At 70.9% G+C, this 15900-nt stretch carries 17 protein-coding genes, 1 tRNA gene and 1 CRISPR repeat array (1 of these 19 running past the window's edge); of the genes, 6 read left to right on the plus strand and 12 right to left on the minus strand.

Annotated features, from left to right (window positions below; all coding sequences use genetic code 11):
* The first annotated feature begins 15 nt into the window (after positions 1 to 15).
* Positions 16 to 1134 (plus strand): tartrate dehydrogenase, encoded by a 1119-nt coding sequence (locus tag NGK70_RS13690; protein WP_251969091.1) that lies wholly within the window; start codon positions 16 to 18, stop codon positions 1132 to 1134.
* Positions 1135 to 1199: 65 nt separating this feature from the next.
* Here NGK70_RS13690 and NGK70_RS13695 read toward each other — a convergent pair whose 3' ends face one another.
* The 7 genes from NGK70_RS13695 to NGK70_RS13725 all read right to left on the minus strand — a co-directional run bounded on the left by NGK70_RS13695 (position 1200) and on the right by NGK70_RS13725 (position 5597).
* A complete protein-coding gene (locus tag NGK70_RS13695) occupies positions 1200 to 2225 on the minus strand; it encodes a Tim44 domain-containing protein (protein WP_251969092.1) in 1026 nt (341 codons plus the stop codon).
* Between the two features lie 125 nt (positions 2226 to 2350).
* Complete coding sequence (locus tag NGK70_RS13700) at positions 2351 to 3148, minus strand: DUF1294 domain-containing protein (RefSeq protein WP_251969093.1); 798 nt, start codon at positions 3146 to 3148, stop codon at positions 2351 to 2353.
* A gap of 13 nt (positions 3149 to 3161) precedes the next feature.
* The gene (locus NGK70_RS13705) at positions 3162 to 3401 is read right to left on the minus strand and encodes an RNA-binding S4 domain-containing protein (protein ID WP_251969094.1); all 240 of its coding nucleotides are present in this window, start codon (positions 3399 to 3401) and stop codon (positions 3162 to 3164) included.
* A 44-nt stretch (positions 3402 to 3445) separates the two neighbouring features.
* A complete protein-coding gene (locus NGK70_RS13710) occupies positions 3446 to 4462 on the minus strand; it encodes an LLM class flavin-dependent oxidoreductase (RefSeq protein ID WP_251973780.1) in 1017 nt (338 codons plus the stop codon).
* 27 nt (positions 4463 to 4489) lie between these two features.
* Positions 4490 to 4813 carry a YkvA family protein gene (locus tag NGK70_RS13715; RefSeq protein WP_251969095.1) on the minus strand — a complete coding sequence of 108 codons (324 nt, stop codon included), beginning with the start codon at positions 4811 to 4813 and terminating at the stop codon, positions 4490 to 4492.
* 132 nt (positions 4814 to 4945) lie between these two features.
* Positions 4946 to 5302 (minus strand): carboxymuconolactone decarboxylase family protein, encoded by a 357-nt coding sequence (locus NGK70_RS13720; protein WP_251969096.1) that lies wholly within the window; start codon positions 5300 to 5302, stop codon positions 4946 to 4948.
* 103 nt (positions 5303 to 5405) lie between these two features.
* Complete coding sequence (locus NGK70_RS13725) at positions 5406 to 5597, minus strand: hypothetical protein (protein WP_251969097.1); 192 nt, start codon at positions 5595 to 5597, stop codon at positions 5406 to 5408.
* Between the two features lie 185 nt (positions 5598 to 5782).
* On the opposite strand from NGK70_RS13725, the gene NGK70_RS13730 reads away from it, so the two are divergent.
* Both NGK70_RS13730 and NGK70_RS13735 read left to right on the plus strand, forming a co-directional pair.
* Positions 5783 to 7648, plus strand: a complete 1866-nt coding sequence (locus NGK70_RS13730; RefSeq protein ID WP_251969098.1) for an ABC transporter ATP-binding protein — start codon at positions 5783 to 5785, stop codon at positions 7646 to 7648.
* A gap of 223 nt (positions 7649 to 7871) precedes the next feature.
* Positions 7872 to 8165 (plus strand): hypothetical protein, encoded by a 294-nt coding sequence (locus tag NGK70_RS13735; protein ID WP_251969099.1) that lies wholly within the window; start codon positions 7872 to 7874, stop codon positions 8163 to 8165.
* 82 nt (positions 8166 to 8247) lie between these two features.
* Here the strand turns inward: NGK70_RS13735 and NGK70_RS13740 are convergent, their stop codons facing one another.
* Entirely contained in the window at positions 8248 to 9528 is a 1281-nt protein-coding gene (locus tag NGK70_RS13740; protein WP_251969100.1) for a pseudouridine synthase, read from the minus strand.
* 182 nt (positions 9529 to 9710) lie between these two features.
* Here NGK70_RS13740 and NGK70_RS13745 point away from each other — a divergent pair, with 182 nt between their 5' ends.
* Entirely contained in the window at positions 9711 to 10568 is an 858-nt protein-coding gene (locus tag NGK70_RS13745) for an undecaprenyl-diphosphate phosphatase (RefSeq protein ID WP_251969101.1), read from the plus strand.
* Here the strand turns inward: NGK70_RS13745 and trmB are convergent.
* Positions 10552 to 11196 carry a tRNA (guanosine(46)-N7)-methyltransferase TrmB gene (trmB, locus tag NGK70_RS13750; protein ID WP_251973781.1) on the minus strand — a complete coding sequence of 215 codons (645 nt, stop codon included), beginning with the start codon at positions 11194 to 11196 and terminating at the stop codon, positions 10552 to 10554. The genes NGK70_RS13745 and trmB overlap by 17 nt on opposite strands.
* 358 nt (positions 11197 to 11554) lie before the next feature.
* On the opposite strand from trmB, the gene dacB reads away from it, so the two are divergent.
* Positions 11555 to 13111, plus strand: a complete 1557-nt coding sequence (gene dacB, locus NGK70_RS13755) for a D-alanyl-D-alanine carboxypeptidase/D-alanyl-D-alanine endopeptidase (RefSeq protein WP_251969102.1) — start codon at positions 11555 to 11557, stop codon at positions 13109 to 13111.
* A gap of 71 nt (positions 13112 to 13182) precedes the next feature.
* A tRNA-Gly gene (locus NGK70_RS13760) sits at positions 13183 to 13256 on the plus strand.
* A gap of 117 nt (positions 13257 to 13373) precedes the next feature.
* Here the strand turns inward: NGK70_RS13760 and NGK70_RS13765 are convergent.
* The 3 genes from NGK70_RS13765 to NGK70_RS13775 all read right to left on the minus strand — a co-directional run bounded on the left by NGK70_RS13765 (position 13374) and on the right by NGK70_RS13775 (position 15155).
* Positions 13374 to 14363, minus strand: a complete 990-nt coding sequence (locus NGK70_RS13765) for an S-4TM family putative pore-forming effector (RefSeq protein WP_251969103.1) — start codon at positions 14361 to 14363, stop codon at positions 13374 to 13376.
* A 112-nt stretch (positions 14364 to 14475) separates the two neighbouring features.
* Positions 14476 to 14898 (minus strand): type II toxin-antitoxin system VapC family toxin, encoded by a 423-nt coding sequence (locus NGK70_RS13770; protein ID WP_251969104.1) that lies wholly within the window; start codon positions 14896 to 14898, stop codon positions 14476 to 14478.
* Positions 14895 to 15155, minus strand: coding sequence for a FitA-like ribbon-helix-helix domain-containing protein (locus NGK70_RS13775; RefSeq protein WP_251969105.1), 261 nt, complete (start codon positions 15153 to 15155; stop codon positions 14895 to 14897). The genes NGK70_RS13770 and NGK70_RS13775 overlap by 4 nt, the downstream gene beginning before the upstream one ends.
* A gap of 275 nt (positions 15156 to 15430) precedes the next feature.
* A CRISPR array of direct repeats spans positions 15431 to 15900; the repeat unit is 35 nt; unit sequence GTCTTAACCGGCTGCGATTTCAGCCGTCTGTGGGC; it runs 234 nt beyond the window's last position.

Consider the following 15900-nt stretch of genomic DNA (forward strand, 5'->3'; position numbering starts at 1 on the left):
CGGAGCACGACACAGATGACCACCTCCAACGGCCTGCCTTACCAGATCGCCGTGATCCCCGGCGACGGCATCGGCAAGGAAGTGATGCCCGAGGGCCTGCGCGTGCTGCGTGCGGCCGCGGCGCGCTTCGGCATAGCGCTGGCGCTGCGGGAGATCGAGTGGGCCAGCTGCGACTGGTACCAGGTGCACGGCGAGATGATGCCCGCTGACTGGAAGGCGCAGCTGCAGGGCTGTGACGCGCTGCTCTTCGGCGCGGTGGGCTGGCCGGCCACGGTGCCCGACCACATCTCGCTGTGGGGCTCGCTGCTGAAGTTCCGCCGCGAGTTCGACCAGTACATCAACCTGCGCCCGGCGCGCCTGTTCGACGGCGTGCCCTGCCCGCTGGTGGACCGCCAGGGCCGGCCGCGCCAGCCCGGCGAGATCGACATGCTGATCGTGCGCGAGAACACCGAGGGCGAATACACCAACCTCGGCGGCGTGATGTTTGCGGGCACCGAGCGCGAGTTCGTGATCCAGGAGTCGGTCTACACCCGCATCGGGGCCGAGCGTGTGCTGCGCTACGCCTTCGAGCAGGCCCGCCAGCGCAGGCGGCGCCACCTCACCGTGGCCACCAAGAGCAACGGCATCGCCATCAGCATGCCCTGGTGGGACGCGCTGGCCGCCGAGGTGGCGCTCGACTACCCCGAGGTGACGGTGGACCGTCAGCACATCGACATTCTGACCGCCCGCTTCGTGCTGCAGCCGGAGCGCTTCGACGTGGTGGTGGCCACCAACCTGTTCGGCGACATCCTCAGCGACCTGGGCCCGGCCTGCACCGGCACGATCGGCCTGGCGCCCTCGGCCAACCTGAACCCGGATCGGCGCTTCCCCTCCCTGTTCGAGCCGGTGCATGGCTCGGCGCCGGACATCTACGGCCGGAACATCGCCAACCCGATCGCGATGATCTGGTCGGCCGCGCTGCTGCTGGACTTCCTGACCCGCGGCGAAGGCGCCGGTCGGGCCGCGCACGACGCCATCCTGCGTGCCATCGAGGCGGTGCTGCGCGAGGGCCCGCACACGCCGGACCTCGGTGGCGACGCCGACACCACGCGCATCGGCCAGGCGATTGCCGAGCGCGTGGTCGCCGGCTGCTGACAAGACCCCGAATCAGCGGACCGGCAGGAGCCGGCCCCGCGGCCCCGCCCAGGGGCCGCAGCCGGTCACTGCAGCGGCTGAATGCCGGCAATGGCCCAATCGCGGCTGCCATCGGCAGGCCGCACGAGGTGCCAGACCTCGTCGAAGGGCGTCGCCGGGTGCGAGGGCTCCTCGCGGACCTGGCCGTGGTAGCGCACACTGACGACCTCGCGGCCATCCTCGCGCGCCAGATCGAGCACTTCGGCATCAACGTGCACGACGTCGGTCTGCTGGGTCGAGTCACCGCGGTTCTGCAGGTCCAGACGGATCGAGGCGAACATCTCCGGCGTGGTGAACTGGCGCAGGTCGTTCAGGTCGCAGCGGTCATTGGCGGCCTGCATGCGGATGAAGATCAACTTGGCGATGCGCTCGAACGCAGCACGGTCGAAGTCGGCCGGCAGCGCCACGGCCGGGGCGGTGGCCACGGCCGTCGATGCGGCGCCAGGTGCGAAGCTCGCGGCGGCGCTGCCAGGGGCGGCGGCCGGGAAGTCAGCCTGACGCGCCATGGGGGCGGCCGTCGGGTTGACGGGCTGGGCCGTTCCTGCGCTGCCAGCTCCCGCACCCGCATAGGCCGGCTCGAAGGGGTTGCTGCGCGAGGCGCCGGCATTGGCCTTGCCTGCCGAGAAGCGGCGCATCAGCCAGCCAATGACGAACACGGCGGCCAGGGCCAGCAGCGCCATCATCAGGAAGTTGGCCACCGCCTCGCCCATGCCGAAGTGGCTGAGCAGCGCGGCCAAGCCAATGCCGGCGGCCAGTCCGGCGATGGGGCCGAGCCAGGAGCGCTTGCCGGCCTGTGCAGCCGCAGCACCCGCGGTGGCCGGAGCCGCCTGCTGCGCGGGCGTTGCCTGCTGGGCTGGCGCAGCCTGGTTGGGGGCCTGCCTGGGCGGGGGCGCATCCGCGGCGCTGCGCGAGGGCATGCTGCGCTGCATGCCGCCGCTGCCCAGGCGCTTGGCCTGGGCTTCTGGCGGGGTCAGACCGACTGCGACAACCAGCGCGAGTGCGCCAAGCCACCAGTTCTTCATGCGGAATTCCTTCGAAGTGAGGGCGTTCATAGTAACGACATGATGCCAGCCTGAAGAAAGTCAAGGGCGGTGCTGGAAAGAGCCCTCGTCTTGAGATGGCTCACCCACCATGGCGTCCGGGGCCTCGGACGAGGTCGGGATTCGGGCGGCGGGATTCAGCCCCGGCTGAGCCCGAGCCAGATGCCGAGTGCCACGCTGTGCAGGCCGGCGATGACCCAGAAGCGCAGCTGGAAGGCCGGGCGCTGCCGCTTGTGTGGCAACAGGCGCATGGCAAGCCAGCCGCCGGGCCAGCCGCCCAGGGCGTCGATCAGGTGCAGCGTGGCATCGCGGTCCGCCGTGGAGCGGGTGCGCGCACCGTGCTTGTCATGCCAATAGGCGGTAAACGAGGCCAGCCACAGCAGCGGCGCGACCACGGCCACGACCAGCGGGCCCCGCCCCCGCAGCGTCCCGGCGGCCAGCAGGGCCCCGTAGGCGGCCAGCGCCAGCGCGCCCGGCCAGGCCGGCGTGGGGTGAAAAAACGGCCGGCTGGAACCCCCCATCGGCGCCTCGGGCAGCGGCGAGGGCCGCGTGATGCCGTTCAGTGGCGTGGCCTCGCGTCCCGTGAGCGCTGTCCTGGCCACCGCCAGCGGGTCTTCCAGCGGGGTCAGCGCTGCCGCTCCCGTGGCCTGGAAGACCGGGCGCCGCGTTCGCCGGCCACTCCCCGCCGCCAGGTCGCCCTGCGCGCTGGCCCAGGGGCGGATGGCCACGGCGCGTTCGCTGGCGTGGCCCCCTGGGGGGGCGGGGGCTGCCGTGCGTTGAAATACCACCGCCATGCCCAGGCGCGGTGCCTGCGGGCCCAGCTGCAGGTCGGCCGCCTCGAAGGGCAGGTCGATCCCGGGCGTGCGCGAAGCGCGGATCGCACCCCGGCCCCCGGCGGGATCCCAGCGGCAGATGTAGCCTTCTTCGTCGCCCATGGCGGTCAGCGTTTCAGACGGCCCCGGCCGGTTCCGCCTGGACCAGGATGCTCACTCCGCCGACGTCCACACGCTGGCCGGCGCGCAGCTTGCGGGTGCGGCGCGTTTCCACCAAGCCATCGACCTGCACGCCGCCATCGACAATGAGCATCTTGGCCGCGCCACCGCTGCTGCAGAGGCTGGCGGCCTTGAGCAGGGCGTCGAGCGGGATGAACTCGCCACGCAGGACGAAGGGGATGGGGGTGCTGGGCATCAGGATCGAGGGAGAGCGGGTCAGGGGGAGTCAGGGTGGGCCTGTCAGGAGGGGGCGAGCCCGAACTGCTCGGCCAGCAGCGCATAGGAGCGCCGCCGCACGGTCGGATCGTGGGCCCAGGTGTTGACCACCAGTTCGTCGAGCTGCAACTCGGCAGCCAGCGCGCGCAACTGGGCGCCGACCTGTGTGGCCGTGCCGACGAAAGCGCGCTGACGCATGCCGGCCAGCGAGGCCTCTTCCTCGGCGCTGTAGCCCTCGCGGGCGATGTCGTCGGGTGAGCGCAGCGGGCCGAGCTGGCCGCGTGCGCGGTCCAGACGCCAGCGCTCGCGGCTCAGGGCGTGGTGGCGGGCCTCGGCCTCGCTGTCGGACACCAGGGCCCAGACGCAGATCGTGGCGTGGGGCCGTGGGTGTTCGGCGCTCGGCCGGTACAGGCTGCGGTAGAGGTGCAGGGCATCCTCGACGCCCTGGCCATCCATGAAGAAGTAGGCGAAGGCGTAGGGCAGGCCGAAGTGGGCCGCAAGTTGGGCGCCGTAGTCCGAGCTGCCCAGCACCCAGAGCTGCGGGCTGCGCTCGGGCCGGCCGATGAGATCTGCCGGCGGGCGCGGGTGGGCGGTGATGCCGGCATGCAGCGCGCCGCCGACCCAGGCGCGCAGGTCGTTGACCTGCTGCGGGAAGTCTTCGGCCTGGCCGCTCGCGCCCGGATTGAGCGCGCGGGCGGTCCGCAGGTCACCGCCCGGGGCGCGGCCCACACCCAGGTCGATGCGCCCGGGGGCGAGGGCATCGAGCACGCGGAACTGCTCGGCCACCTTGAGCGCCGAGTAGTGCGGCAGCATCACCCCGGCGCTGCCGATGCGGATGCGCCGGGTGGTGGCGGCCACGGCGGCCATCAGGATCTCGGGCGCCGAGCCGACGATGGTCGGCAGGCTGTGGTGCTCGCTCAGCCAGAAGCGGTGGTAACCCAGCGCCTCGCAGTGGGTGGCGAGGCCGAGGGTGTCGCGGATGGCCTCGTCCTCGCCGTGGCCTGCGAGCGCCACGGACTGGTCGAGCACGGACAGACGCAGGCTCATCGGATCTCCCGGCCCTGAGGTTCAACGACCGCGGCGACCGATGTCGACCACGGGCGCATGGGGACGGCCCGGACCCTGGGCGCGCTGGCGGGCGTGGTCGCGGATGTGCGCAGGCAGCAGGCGCAGCAGCCAGCGCATCGCCAGGGGAACCAGCACAAGGTCATCGACCAGGCCGAGCAGGGGAATCACATCCGGGATCAGATCCACCGGTGAGAGCAGGTAGGCCACGATGCCGACGCAGCCCGCCTTGAGCCACAGCGGCGCCTGGGGGTGCTGCAGCGCAAACCAGAGCAGTCGCGCATCGCCACGCACCACCGCCCACAGGCGCACCAGACGTTTCCACATGGGTGACCTCCGTCGAATCAAGCCAACATCGTGACAGCCTACACGGTTTTGCAGGCCGACCCTGAATCAGGGCCCGCCCTCAACGCCGTGGGGCGGCAGACGGTTGACGGAGGCGCGGTGGCCGCAGGGTGCTCAGGTCGCGGCGGCGGGCTCGAACTGGTCCCAGGCCTGCAGCGCCTCGGCGGCGTACATCAGCGCGGGGCCGCCGCCCATGTAGACCGCCACGCCGAGCATCTCCTCGAACTCGGCCCGCGTGGTGCCCAGGCGGCGCAGCGCCTTGATGTGAAAGCCGATGCAGCCGGCGCAGCGCTGACTGACGGCGATCGCGGAGGCGATCAGCTCCTTGTGCTTCTCGGACAGTGCGCCCTCGGCCATCGAGGCCTGCGCCATGGCGCTGAAGCCCTGCATCGTGGCCTTCTGGCTGTGCCGGAAGGGCGCGAGTGAGCGGGTGATCTGCTGGGTCAGCACGGGGTAGGTGGCGTCAGTCATGGTGGGAGCCTGAGGCTGGATCATGGATTACCCTGTAGGGTACATGAGTTCACCGGGATAACCCTTGATCGCGCGCAGACCCCACGGTGCGGCCGGCGGCCTGTCAGGGTTTGGCCGGCGGCGTCTCGGAGGCGGGGGTGTCGGGGGCACTGGACTCGCCAGCTTCCGGCGCGCCGGCATCGCCCTCGGGCGAGCCGTCAGGGCGGGTCAGCTTGCGTTGGCGCTTCTCTTCGGCCTTGCGTTTCTTGGCCAGTTCACGCTGGCGTTTCTCGTAGGAATAGTTCGGGGTGGCCAAGGAGGGGCTCCAATTCGATGGGAATGTGCTCAGGATAAGCGATGCGCGTACCAGCCTGGTCGACATCGCGCCGACAGCGCAGTGTGAGGGGGGGCTGCCGACCCATGTCGGCGATGGGCAGGGCGCATCGGCTAACCTGCGCGGCTGCCACGGGGGCACCGGCCCCAGGCACAAGGAGCCTGCCCGTGTTTGCCTGGTTCGAACGCCTCGTCGATCCCTATCCTGAGTCCCTGCCGGCCACGCCGCCGCGCGGCCTGCTGCGCTTCGCCTGGGCCGGCACGCAGGGGCTGCGCCGCTACATCGGGGCGATGACGCTGCTGACGGGGCTGATCGGCGCCTTCGAGGCGCTGCTGTTCGGCTTCCTCGGGCGCATCGTCGACTGGCTGGGCGCCACGCGCCCCGAGCGGCTGTGGACCGAGCAGGGCGGCACGCTGGCGCTGCTGGCCGTGGTGCTGCTGGCCAGCCCGCTGGCGGTGGCGGCGCAGACCATGCTCAAGCACCAGACGCTGGCGGGCAACTTCCCGATGCGGCTGCGCTGGAACTTCCACCGCCTGATGCTTGGCCAGAGCATGGCCTTCTACCAGGACGAGTTCGCCGGCCGGGTGGCCGCCAAGGTGATGCAGACCGCACTGGCGGTGCGTGACTGCTGGATGATCGTGGCCGACATCCTCGTCTTCGTGCTGATCTACTTCGCCACCATGGCGGCGCTGGTCGGCGGCTTCGATGCCTGGCTGCTGCTGCCCTTCCTGGGCTGGCTGGGGCTGTACGCGTTGGCGGTGTGGTACTTCGTGCCGCGGCTGGGGCGGGTGTCGCAGGCGCAGGCGGATGCCCGCTCGCTGATGACCGGGCGCATCACCGATGCCTACACCAACATCGCCACCGTCAAGCTGTTCTCGCATGCGCGGCGCGAGGCGGGCTACTCGCGCGCGGCGATGCAGGAGTTCATGGTCACGGTGCACGCGCAGATGCGGCTGGTCTCGGGCTTCGAGGTCGTCAACCACGGCCTGAGCATGATGCTGATCCTGTCCACCGCAGGCAGTGCGCTGTGGCTTTGGACGCAGGGGCAGGTCGGCGTGGGCGCGGTGGCGGCGGCCACGGCGATGGCGCTGCGCCTGAACGGCATCTCGCACTGGATCATGTGGGAGATGGCGATGCTGTTCGAGCACATCGGCACGGTGGCCGACGGGGCCGCCACGCTGTCGCGCCCGCACAGCGTGGTGGACCGGCCCGGCGCGCAGCCGCTGCAGGTGCGGCGCGGCGAGATCCGCTTCGACGACGTGAGCTTCGCCTACGGTGGCGAAAGGCAGGTGATCGACCGGCTGAACCTGCACATCCGCGCGGGCGAGAAGATCGGCGTGGTGGGTCGCTCCGGTGCGGGCAAGTCCACCATCGTGAACCTGCTGCTGCGCTTCCACGACGTGGGCTCGGGCGCGATCCGCATCGACGGCCAGGACATCGCCGCGGTCACGCAGGACAGCCTGCGTGCGCAGATCGGCATGGTCACGCAGGACACCTCGCTGCTGCACCGCTCGGTGCGCGACAACATCCTCTACGGCCGCCCCGATGCCGGCGAGACAGCGATGGTGGCTGCCGCGCAGCGCGCCGAGGCGCACGACTTCATCGTCGAGCTGAGCGACCCCAAGGACCGGCGTGGTTACGACGCCCATGTCGGCGAGCGCGGCGTGAAACTCTCCGGCGGCCAGCGCCAGCGCATCGCCATCGCCCGGGTGATGCTCAAGGACGCGCCGATCCTGCTGCTCGACGAGGCCACCAGTGCGCTGGACTCGGAGGTGGAGGCCGCGATCCAGGCCAGCCTTTACCAGCTGATGGCGGGCAAGACGGTGGTGGCCATCGCGCACCGGCTGTCCACCATCGCCGCGATGGACCGGCTGATCGTGCTCGACCAGGGCCGCATCGTCGAGGAGGGCGACCACGCCAGCCTGCTGGCGCGCGGCGGGCTCTATGCCCGGCTGTGGGCGCACCAGAGCGGGGGCTTCCTGGTCGAGGAAGCGGCTGACGCAGGGGCCGACGAGGTGGCCGCTGCGGCCTGAGTGACCTGTGGCCCAACCGTGGCTCAACCGGTCGCCCTCCGGTGGGCCATCCGGCCAAAGCTGTGCGGGCGCCAGGGGCATCGTGTGCACAGGCCACGACCTGCAACCGCCGGATTGCCGGCGAGTCACCCGCTGAATGCGGTGATCACCCGGCACGGCTGCAGCGCACAGTGCATCGCAGGCGCTGCCGTGGTGACGGTGCCCAGTCCAGGAGGCACCCGCGATGAACCGCTCCGCCAGCCACCTCGCCAACCGCTCCACTGCCTTCGCTGCGACGCTGCCGGCCGCCCTGGCCGGCCCGGCGGGCGGCAGCGCCGAAGCGGCCCACGCGGCCTATGAAGTGCGCTTCGAATCCCTCTTCCACCCGGGCCGTGGCCTGACGTTTCCCTGCGATGCCCAGGGCCGTGTGGCGCTGCACCGCCTGCCCGACCGTGCCCGCGAGAACTACCGCCGCGCGCAGTCGCAGGTGGGCGTCGAGTACGCCACGCCGGCCGTTCGCCTGGCCGACCTGCACTGAGTGCCTGAGTGCCTGAGCGCCTGAGCGCATGAGGTCCGGCGGGGCGGCGGGGCGGTGCCATCGCCGAGCCCGCCGTGGCCTGTCAGGCAAAGAACTCGTCGCGCCGCAGGTAGCGCCACTGGCCTGGCGGCAGGTGCCCGAGCACCACGCTGCCGATGCGCACCCGCTTGAGTCCCAGCACCTCCAGGCCGACGGCCTCGCACATGCGGCGGATCTGGCGCTTGCGGCCCTCGCGCAGCACGAAGCGCAGCTGGTCCTCGTTGGCCCAGCTGACCTTGGCGGGGCGCAGCTGCACGCCGTCCAGGCTGAGCCCGTGCTGCAGCAGCGCCAGGTCCGCATCGGGCAGGCGCGGCTGCTCCTCGGTGGCGCGGCCGTAGCGCACCCGCACCAGGTATTCCTTCTCCACCTGGGAGTCGTCGCCGATCAGCTGCTTGGCGATGCGCCCGTCCTGCGTCAGCACCAGCAGGCCGGTGGAGTCGATGTCCAGCCGGCCGGCCGGCGCCAGGCCGCGGCCATGGCCAGGGTGCCAGGGGCGTGGCTCGCGGTCCTCGGCCCAGCGGGTCTCGCGCCGGACCAGCACCGCGGCGGGCTCGTAGCCGTCCTCGGCCTGACCGCTGACGTAGCCGATCGGCTTGTGCAGCAGGATGGTGACCCGCTGCGCCTGCTCGCGGTGCGCGGCCGGGTCGATGCTGATCTGCACGTCTGGCCCGACGCGCTGGCCCAGTACGGCCAGCTTGCCGTCTACGCGCACCCAACCCGCCTCGATCCACTCATCGGCCTCGCGCCGGGAGGCCAGGCCCAGCGCCGTCATTCGCTTGGACAGGCGCTCGCCCTCGGCGGTCGGCCGCGCCGGCGTGGCGGTCGGGGCCTGCGCACGCGATTGCGGTTGCGATTGCGGTTGCGCAGGCACAGGAGCGGCGGGCCGCGGGGCGGGGCGGCTGGGCGGTCGAGGGTCGCGATAGGCAGGGGGCCGCCCCTCGCGCTCCGGCGGGGCCGCTTCCTGGCGTGGCCGCGAGGGCTGTGAAGGCCCCGTAGGCCCTGTAGGCCGCGAAGGCCGCTCGCCAGGGCCGCCAGCGTGGTCAGGGCGGCGGCGCTCGCCAGGGCCGTCCGCGTCGCGGCGCGGGCCACCTCGGCCGGGCGCCGTGCCGCGCGGGCGGTCCAGGGACTCCCGTGGCGGGCGGGCGGGCCGCTCGTCGCCCTCGGGCGGCGCGGCGTCCCGGCGGGCGGCGGCCTCCTGCCGCGCGGCCTGGGCTTCGGCCAGGGTGGGGCGCTTGCGTGCGGCTGCGTGGCCGCGCACGGGCGCGCGCTGGCCCATCCCGGGTTCAGGGGGGGCGGGGCTCTTCTTCAGTTTCAACGTGACCATGTCGTCAGATTAGCGCACCCGCCGGCCTGCCGGGTCAGCGATCGCCCCGCGAGCCTGTGCTATCTTCGTTTGCAGTCAGAAACGCAGCCCCGCTCGACGGGGCTTTTTTGCGGCTGCCCCGAGGGTCCGTCCGTGTCATCCACGGTCCCTCCCGGGCGTGCCGCGGTCGCCAGGAGGTTGGAGTGGATATCGTTCTGTTGGGCAAGGCACTGGTCATGGGCGTCGTCGAGGGGCTCACCGAGTTCCTGCCAATCTCCAGCACCGGGCACCTCATCTTGACCGCTTCGCTGTTGAACTTCACCGGCGAAATGGCCAAGGTCTTCGAGGTGGCGATCCAGAGCGGCGCGATGCTGTCGGTGATCTGGGAGTACCGCCAGCGCCTTGGCCGCACGGTCAGCGGCCTGGGGCACGACCCCGTGGCGCGGCGTTTTGCGCTCAACGTGCTGGTGGCCTTCCTGCCGGCCGTGGTGCTCGGCCTCGCGTTCGGCAAGGTCATCAAGGCCCACCTGTTCCACCCGGTACCGGTCGCGCTGGCCTTTGTCGTCGGCGGCCTGGTGATCCTGTGGGTGGAGGCGCGTCACAAGCGGCTGTACGGCGCGATGGACAGCGTTGGCAAACGGCACGCCCGCATCGAGACGGTGGACGACATGACCCCGCTGGACGCGCTCAAGGTCGGCCTGCTGCAGTGCCTGGCGCTGATCCCGGGCACCAGCCGCTCCGGCGCCACCATCATCGGCGCGGTGGTGCTGGGTTTCTCGCGCAAGGCCGCCACCGAGTTCAGCTTCTACCTCGGCATCCCGACGCTGATGGGCGCCGGTGCCTACTCGGTGCTCAAGCAGCGCGACGCGCTGCGCTGGGAGGACCTGCCGGTGTTTGCGGTGGGCACGGTGGTGTCCTTCTTCGCCGCGCTGGTGTGCATCCGCTGGCTGATCCGCTACGTGTCGACGCACGACTTCGTGCCGTTCGCCTGGTACCGCATCGTCTTTGGCGCCGTCGTGCTGCTGACCGCCACCACCGGCTGGGTCAGCTGGGCTGCGTGAGCGGCTGCCTGACGAACAGCAGGTCCCACACGCCGTGGCCGAGTTTCAGGCCCCGGTTCTCGAACTTCGTCAGCGGCCGCCAGTCCGGCCGCGGCGCGTAGCCAGCCTCGCTGGTGTTGGCCAGCGCCGGCTCGGCCCCCAGCACGGCCAGCATCTGCTCGGCGTAGTCCTGCCAGTCGGTCGCGCAGTGCAGGTAGCCCCCCGGCGCCAGGCGTGAGGCAAGCAGCGCCACGAACTCGGGCTGAATCAGCCGGCGTTTGTGGTGTTTCTTCTTGTGCCAGGGGTCCGGGAAGTAGATGTGGATGCCCGCCAGGCTGGCCGGCGCCACCATCTGCCGCAGCACCTCCACCGCGTCGTGCTGCACGATGCGCAGGTTGGCCAGCTCCAGCTCGCCGATGCGCTTGAGCAGCGCGCCCACACCCGGCGTGTGCACTTCCACCCCGACGAAGTCCATCTCCGGCCGTGTCTGGGCGATCTCGGCCGTCGCCTGTCCCATGCCGAAGCCGATCTCCAGCACCAGCGGGGCCTGGCGGGCAAAGACGGCGCCGGCATCGAGCGGCGTGGCCTGGAAGGGCAGCACGAAGCGCGGGCCGAGTTCCTCCAGCGCCCGCTGCTGCCCCGTGCCCATCCGGCCGGCGCGCAGCACGTAGCTGCGGATCGCCCGCTGTGGCGGCCTGAGGGTTGCAGCGGTATCCGTATCGATCTGCGTATCGATTTGCGTATTGGTCCGCGTATCGGTGGCCAAGTCGGTGGCCAGGTCGGTGGGCAGATCGGGGGCGGTGTCGTGGGGCAGTTCGGAAGCGGTCACGGTGAACGAGTGCGGGGGAACGAGGACGGGAACCGGAGCGGGAACAGGCGGGTCGGCCGCCCCGGCGCGGTCGCCAGCGATGACGGCTTTCACGCCAACGCGGCCGGGCATCGGTCTGGGGGGCAAAGAGCGGACTTATCAACGCCTGCCAGGCGCGGCGTCGACCTAGGCTCGCAGGGTGCGAGATTCTGCCCCACGCCCGTTCAGCGCCCCTTCAGCCGCCAGGCTGCCCACATCGCCCCAGCGGCGCCTCATCCTGGCGCGCGCCGCGGTGGCGGCCACCGCCGCCTGCCTGCTGCCGGGTGTGGCCCGCGCTGCATTGCCAGCCCGCCCCGCCGCGGCACCCACGCTGCTGCCGCCGGCACTGCGCGAGCAGCTCGTTGCTTCGGGCCTGGCGCCGGAGCACTACGGCCTGTACGCCGCGCCGGTCAGCGGCGGCGCTCCCCTGTTGGCCTGGCAGGCCGACCAGCCCTTCGTGCTGGCCTCCACCGCCAAGCTGGTGACCAGCATCGCTGCGCTCGACCTGCTCGGCCCCGACTTCCGCTGGCGCACCGAGGCGCACCTCACCGGCCCCCTGCGTGATGGCCGCCTGCTCGGCGACCTGGTGATCGTTGGCGGTGGCGATGCGACGCTCAGCTCGGTCGACGTGCTCGCCTGGATGCGCCGCTGGCGCGCCGCCGGGCTGGAGGAGATCCTGGGCGACATCGTGCTCGACCGCAGCCGCTTCCTGCTGTCAGACGAAGACCACGCCAGCACGCCCACGCCGGCGGCCGAGCGTCCGCACCACGTCCGCCCCGATGCCCTGACGCTGGACGGCGGCACCGTGCAAGTCAGCGTGCAGGCCGGCCGGCGCGGCCAGCCGCGCCTGGAAGTCACGCCCCCGATGGGCAGTGCGCTGCGGCTGGTCAACGCCGTCACCCGCCAAGGCGGCTGCAGCGCGACGGCACAGTGGCGCGAGCGCGCCGGCGCCGAGGAGCTGCACGTCAGCGGCGCCTGGTCGGCCGATTGCCCGGCGCGGCCCCTGCAGATCGCCCCGCTCAACCCGGCCGAACTCAGCCGGCGGGCGCTGGCCGAACTGTGGCGCCAGGCGGGCGGGCGCCTGCAGGGCCGCGTGCGCGAGCTGCCGCAGCCGGGCGCATCCACCCCCTGGCACCCGGCCGACCGTGCGGGGCTGGCCCCGGCGCCGTGGTCGGAGCACCGCTCTGCCACGCTGGGCGAGCTCGTGCGCGGCATGAACAAGGTCAGCCACAACCTGATCGCCCGGCACCTGATGCTGAGCCTGTCGCCCGATTTCCCGTCCCGGCCTGCCACCCTCGCCGGTGCGCAGGCCCGCGTGCGCCAGTGGCTGGCCGCACGCGGCCTGCCCGCGGATCGGCTGGCCGTCGACAGCGGCAGTGGCCTGTCACGCGCCGAGCGGGGCTCCCCGCGGGCGCTCACGGACCTGCTGCGCCACAGCGCGCAGGGGCCGCACGCGCGCGGCCTGCTGGCCAGCCTGCCCGTGGCCGGCATCGACGGCACGCTCGAACATCGCCTGCACGGGGGCGCCGCCCAGGGACAGGCCTGGCTCAAGACCGGCACCTTGCTCGACGCCCGCGCGCTGGCCGGCTACGTGCGCACCCGCGGCGGCCGCCAGCTCGCCGTGGCCCTGCTCGCCAACGACCCGGACCCCGAGGCGGCTGCCCGCGCCACCCCGGCGCTCGACGCCTGCGTCGAATGGCTCGCACGCCACGCCTGAGGCCGCGCAGCAGCGTTGCCATACTGCCTTGCCGCCGGCCGGAACCGCTCTATAATCTCGCGCTGCACCGAGCGGGTGTAGTTCAATGGTAGAACGGCAGCTTCCCAAGCTTCATACGAGGGTTCGATTCCCTTCACCCGCTCCACTTGCTTCCCCACGCAAAAAAAGGCCGCTGATGTCAGCGGCTTTGTTGTTTCTGCGGTGATCGGCTTCGCTGGCTGCCCGGGCGGCTGCTCGTGCTGTTGCCCGGGGTTGCCACGTGTCAGGCGGTAGGCGCGTGTGCTTGAAGTGGGGGCGATGGTTTGGCCGACAGCGCTGCCAATGCCTCCTCGACCAAGCGCTCGGTGTTGTGCTGGTTGTCCAGCTCCTGCCGGGGGCGCAGCCGCTTGTAGATGAAGTCGAACACCACCGGCCGGCGGCGGCGGCCTTCGTAGATCTCGTCTTGCAGGGCGCGTGACAACCGCAGCAGCTCCGGGCTTTCGGGGTCTGCGAGGGCCGCCTTCCAGATGTCGGCGCCCGTGTCGCGCAGCTTGTTGATCTGCACGATCGCATCGCGCTGCTCGGTGTACATCTGGTACATCAGCTTGAAGAACCCGGCCAGGGGCAGCACGAAGACCACCAGCGCCGATTCCACTGCCTGCGCGGGCGTGCCGCCATGCTGCCGCACGTAGAGCAGGGCAAGGACGATCGCCAGCACCAGCGAACCGAACAGGATCCAGCGCAGCCACTCCGCATATTCCTCGCGCTGGCGGGAATCCCACCACACGTTCTGACGCTGGCAAACCAACCGGGCCAGAGGCAGGGGCAGATCGGACAGTTTGAACCGGGCGTCTGGCCACCAGGGGTGGTACCAGTTCAACAGATTGCGGTTGAGGGTCTTGGCCGTGTGCCGGCCACGCTCGTTGAGCAATTCCGACAGCGTCTTCGGACGCGGCGCGCGATGCACGTTCCAATCCATGCCCAACAGGCGGTTGTCGAACTCCTCCAGCGCGTGCGCGCCGGCCTCCCGCCACTGCTTGTGCCGCGGGTTCAACCACAGCGCTTCCAGCAGGAGCACGAGCAGGCCATACAGGCCCACAGCAAACTTGAGGTCTGCATAGAGGTATGCCGTGACCGAGCCGGCAATGCCGATCAACGCCAGCCACAACTGCCCGCCCAGCCACCGCTTGGAACGCCCGTACAGCCGCTCCTGAGCGACGAGACAGTCGACATAGGGCGATTCGTTTTGCAGCGCGAGAATCTGGTTTTTCATGTTCCTCGGTTCCTCCTGCCATGTCGCGCCGAATCTGCCGCGGTCGGTGCGCAGTTTCGCACTGTTGCGCGGGGGCAGGAAGCACCGCCGAGGGGGGGGCAGGGTCGAGCGGTCAGGGTGAAGCGGCCCAGGGGTTGATGACTTCCTGTCCCGCCGCCTTGAACGGAGCCGCATCGCGGGTGGCCACGGCAAAGCCGCGTGCAGCGGCCATGGCGGCGATGTAGCCGTCCGGCGTGGGCAGGCCGCGCCCGGCAGCACGGGCGGCCACCGCCAGCTGCGCGTAGTGGCGTGCCGCCTCGGTGTCGAAGGGCAGGATGCGCCCCTCGAACAGCGGCAGCAGTCCCTCCAGCGTTCGCGCCAGGGCCTCCCTGCGCCGGCCCGCCGGCATGGCGCCGATGCCAAACCACAGTTCGGCCAGGGTGACGCTGGTGAGGTACAAGGTGTCGGCCGCCTGCGCGTCCAGCCAGGCCAGCACGGCTGGGTCGGGCTGCGGCTTCATGGCCTCGGAGAGTACGTTGGTGTCCAGGACGATCATTCCAGCACCAGCGGTTGGGCGGGTGCCTGGCGTTCGGCCGTCAGCGCTTCCAGCGCGAGCACATCCTCATTGAGCAGGCCGGCGCGCCGGCTCACCTCTGCCATCGCGGCACCCAGGCGCAGGCGCTGCGGTGGGCGCACGGTGGCATCCAGGATGTCGCGGACCTCCGCCTCCGTGCTGCGGCCATGCTGCGCTGCCCGCAATCGCAGTGCGCGGTGCACTTCATCGGGCAGGTTGCGGACGGTGAGGGTGGGCATGGCGGCGAATCCGTAGAGTTGCTGTCAATGCAGTCAGATTAACAGAAGTGACTGCATCCAAGAAGGGCCCCGGGTCCCAGCTTCGCAACGGATCGTCGGCTGCGAATTCAGCCGTGAGTGAGGTTCAAATCCCCCCTGACCCCCCCTTTTTCAAAGGGGGGAATGGGAGGTGAGGGCTTGGGCGGTCGGACCCGCCAACCACACCACCTGGCACCTGCGTTGCTCCCCCTTTGAAAAAGGGGGTTGGGGGGATTTAGGGCCGTCGCCAGTCGCCTGCCACGCCCGGCTGCGATTTCAGCCGTCTGTGGGCCGTGAACGGTCTCGGAGGTACGGTGACCCAATTGTCTTAACCGGCTGCGATTTCAGCCGTCTGTGGGCCGCAACGGCGCGTCCGATCTCGGTGCGGGTGCCGTCTTAACCGGCTGCGATTTCAGCCGTCTGTGGGCGCGGATGTTGCGGCTACCATCGGTGCCGTGGCGTCTTAACCGGCTGCGATTTCAGCCGTCTGTGGGCGGTGTCGTCAATGATGCTGGTGAACTGACAGTCTTAACCGGCTGCGATTTCAGCCGTCTGTGGGCGCGTGGAACCAGACGATGGACACGCTGCAAAAAGGTCTTAACCGGCTGCGATTTCAGCCGTCTGTGGGCCACGGCCAAGTCGCCCTGGAAGGTGCCGATGCGTCTTAACCGGCTGCGATTTCAGCCGTCTGTGGGCCCTTCAAGGAGCTGTCGAACGGCCTTTTGGA

The sequence above is a fragment of the Sphaerotilus microaerophilus genome (genome assembly GCF_023734135.1).
Lineage (GTDB): Bacteria > Pseudomonadota > Gammaproteobacteria > Burkholderiales > Burkholderiaceae_C > Sphaerotilus > Sphaerotilus microaerophilus.

What these genes read in the sequence shown, in the direction of transcription:
- NGK70_RS13690 (WP_251969091.1), top strand. Translation starts at nt 16, where the DNA reads ATGACCACCTCCAACGGCCTGCCTTACCAGATCGCCGTGATCCCCGGC.
- NGK70_RS13700 (WP_251969093.1), bottom strand. Translation starts at nt 3,148, where the DNA reads ATGGGCGACGAAGAAGGCTACATCTGCCGCTGGGATCCCGCCGGGGGC.
- trmB (WP_251973781.1), bottom strand. Translation starts at nt 11,196, where the DNA reads ATGGGCACGGGGCAGCAGCGGGCGCTGGAGGAACTCGGCCCGCGCTTC.
- NGK70_RS13720 (WP_251969096.1), bottom strand. Translation starts at nt 5,302, where the DNA reads ATGACTGACGCCACCTACCCCGTGCTGACCCAGCAGATCACCCGCTCA.
- NGK70_RS13715 (WP_251969095.1), bottom strand. Translation starts at nt 4,813, where the DNA reads ATGTGGAAACGTCTGGTGCGCCTGTGGGCGGTGGTGCGTGGCGATGCG.
- NGK70_RS13775 (WP_251969105.1), bottom strand. Translation starts at nt 15,155, where the DNA reads ATGCCCACCCTCACCGTCCGCAACCTGCCCGATGAAGTGCACCGCGCA.
- NGK70_RS13735 (WP_251969099.1), top strand. Translation starts at nt 7,872, where the DNA reads ATGAACCGCTCCGCCAGCCACCTCGCCAACCGCTCCACTGCCTTCGCT.
- NGK70_RS13740 (WP_251969100.1), bottom strand. Translation starts at nt 9,528, where the DNA reads ATGGTCACGTTGAAACTGAAGAAGAGCCCCGCCCCCCCTGAACCCGGG.
- NGK70_RS13705 (WP_251969094.1), bottom strand. Translation starts at nt 3,401, where the DNA reads ATGCCCAGCACCCCCATCCCCTTCGTCCTGCGTGGCGAGTTCATCCCG.
- NGK70_RS13770 (WP_251969104.1), bottom strand. Translation starts at nt 14,898, where the DNA reads ATGATCGTCCTGGACACCAACGTACTCTCCGAGGCCATGAAGCCGCAG.
- NGK70_RS13695 (WP_251969092.1), bottom strand. Translation starts at nt 2,225, where the DNA reads ATGAACGCCCTCACTTCGAAGGAATTCCGCATGAAGAACTGGTGGCTT.
- NGK70_RS13765 (WP_251969103.1), bottom strand. Translation starts at nt 14,363, where the DNA reads ATGAAAAACCAGATTCTCGCGCTGCAAAACGAATCGCCCTATGTCGAC.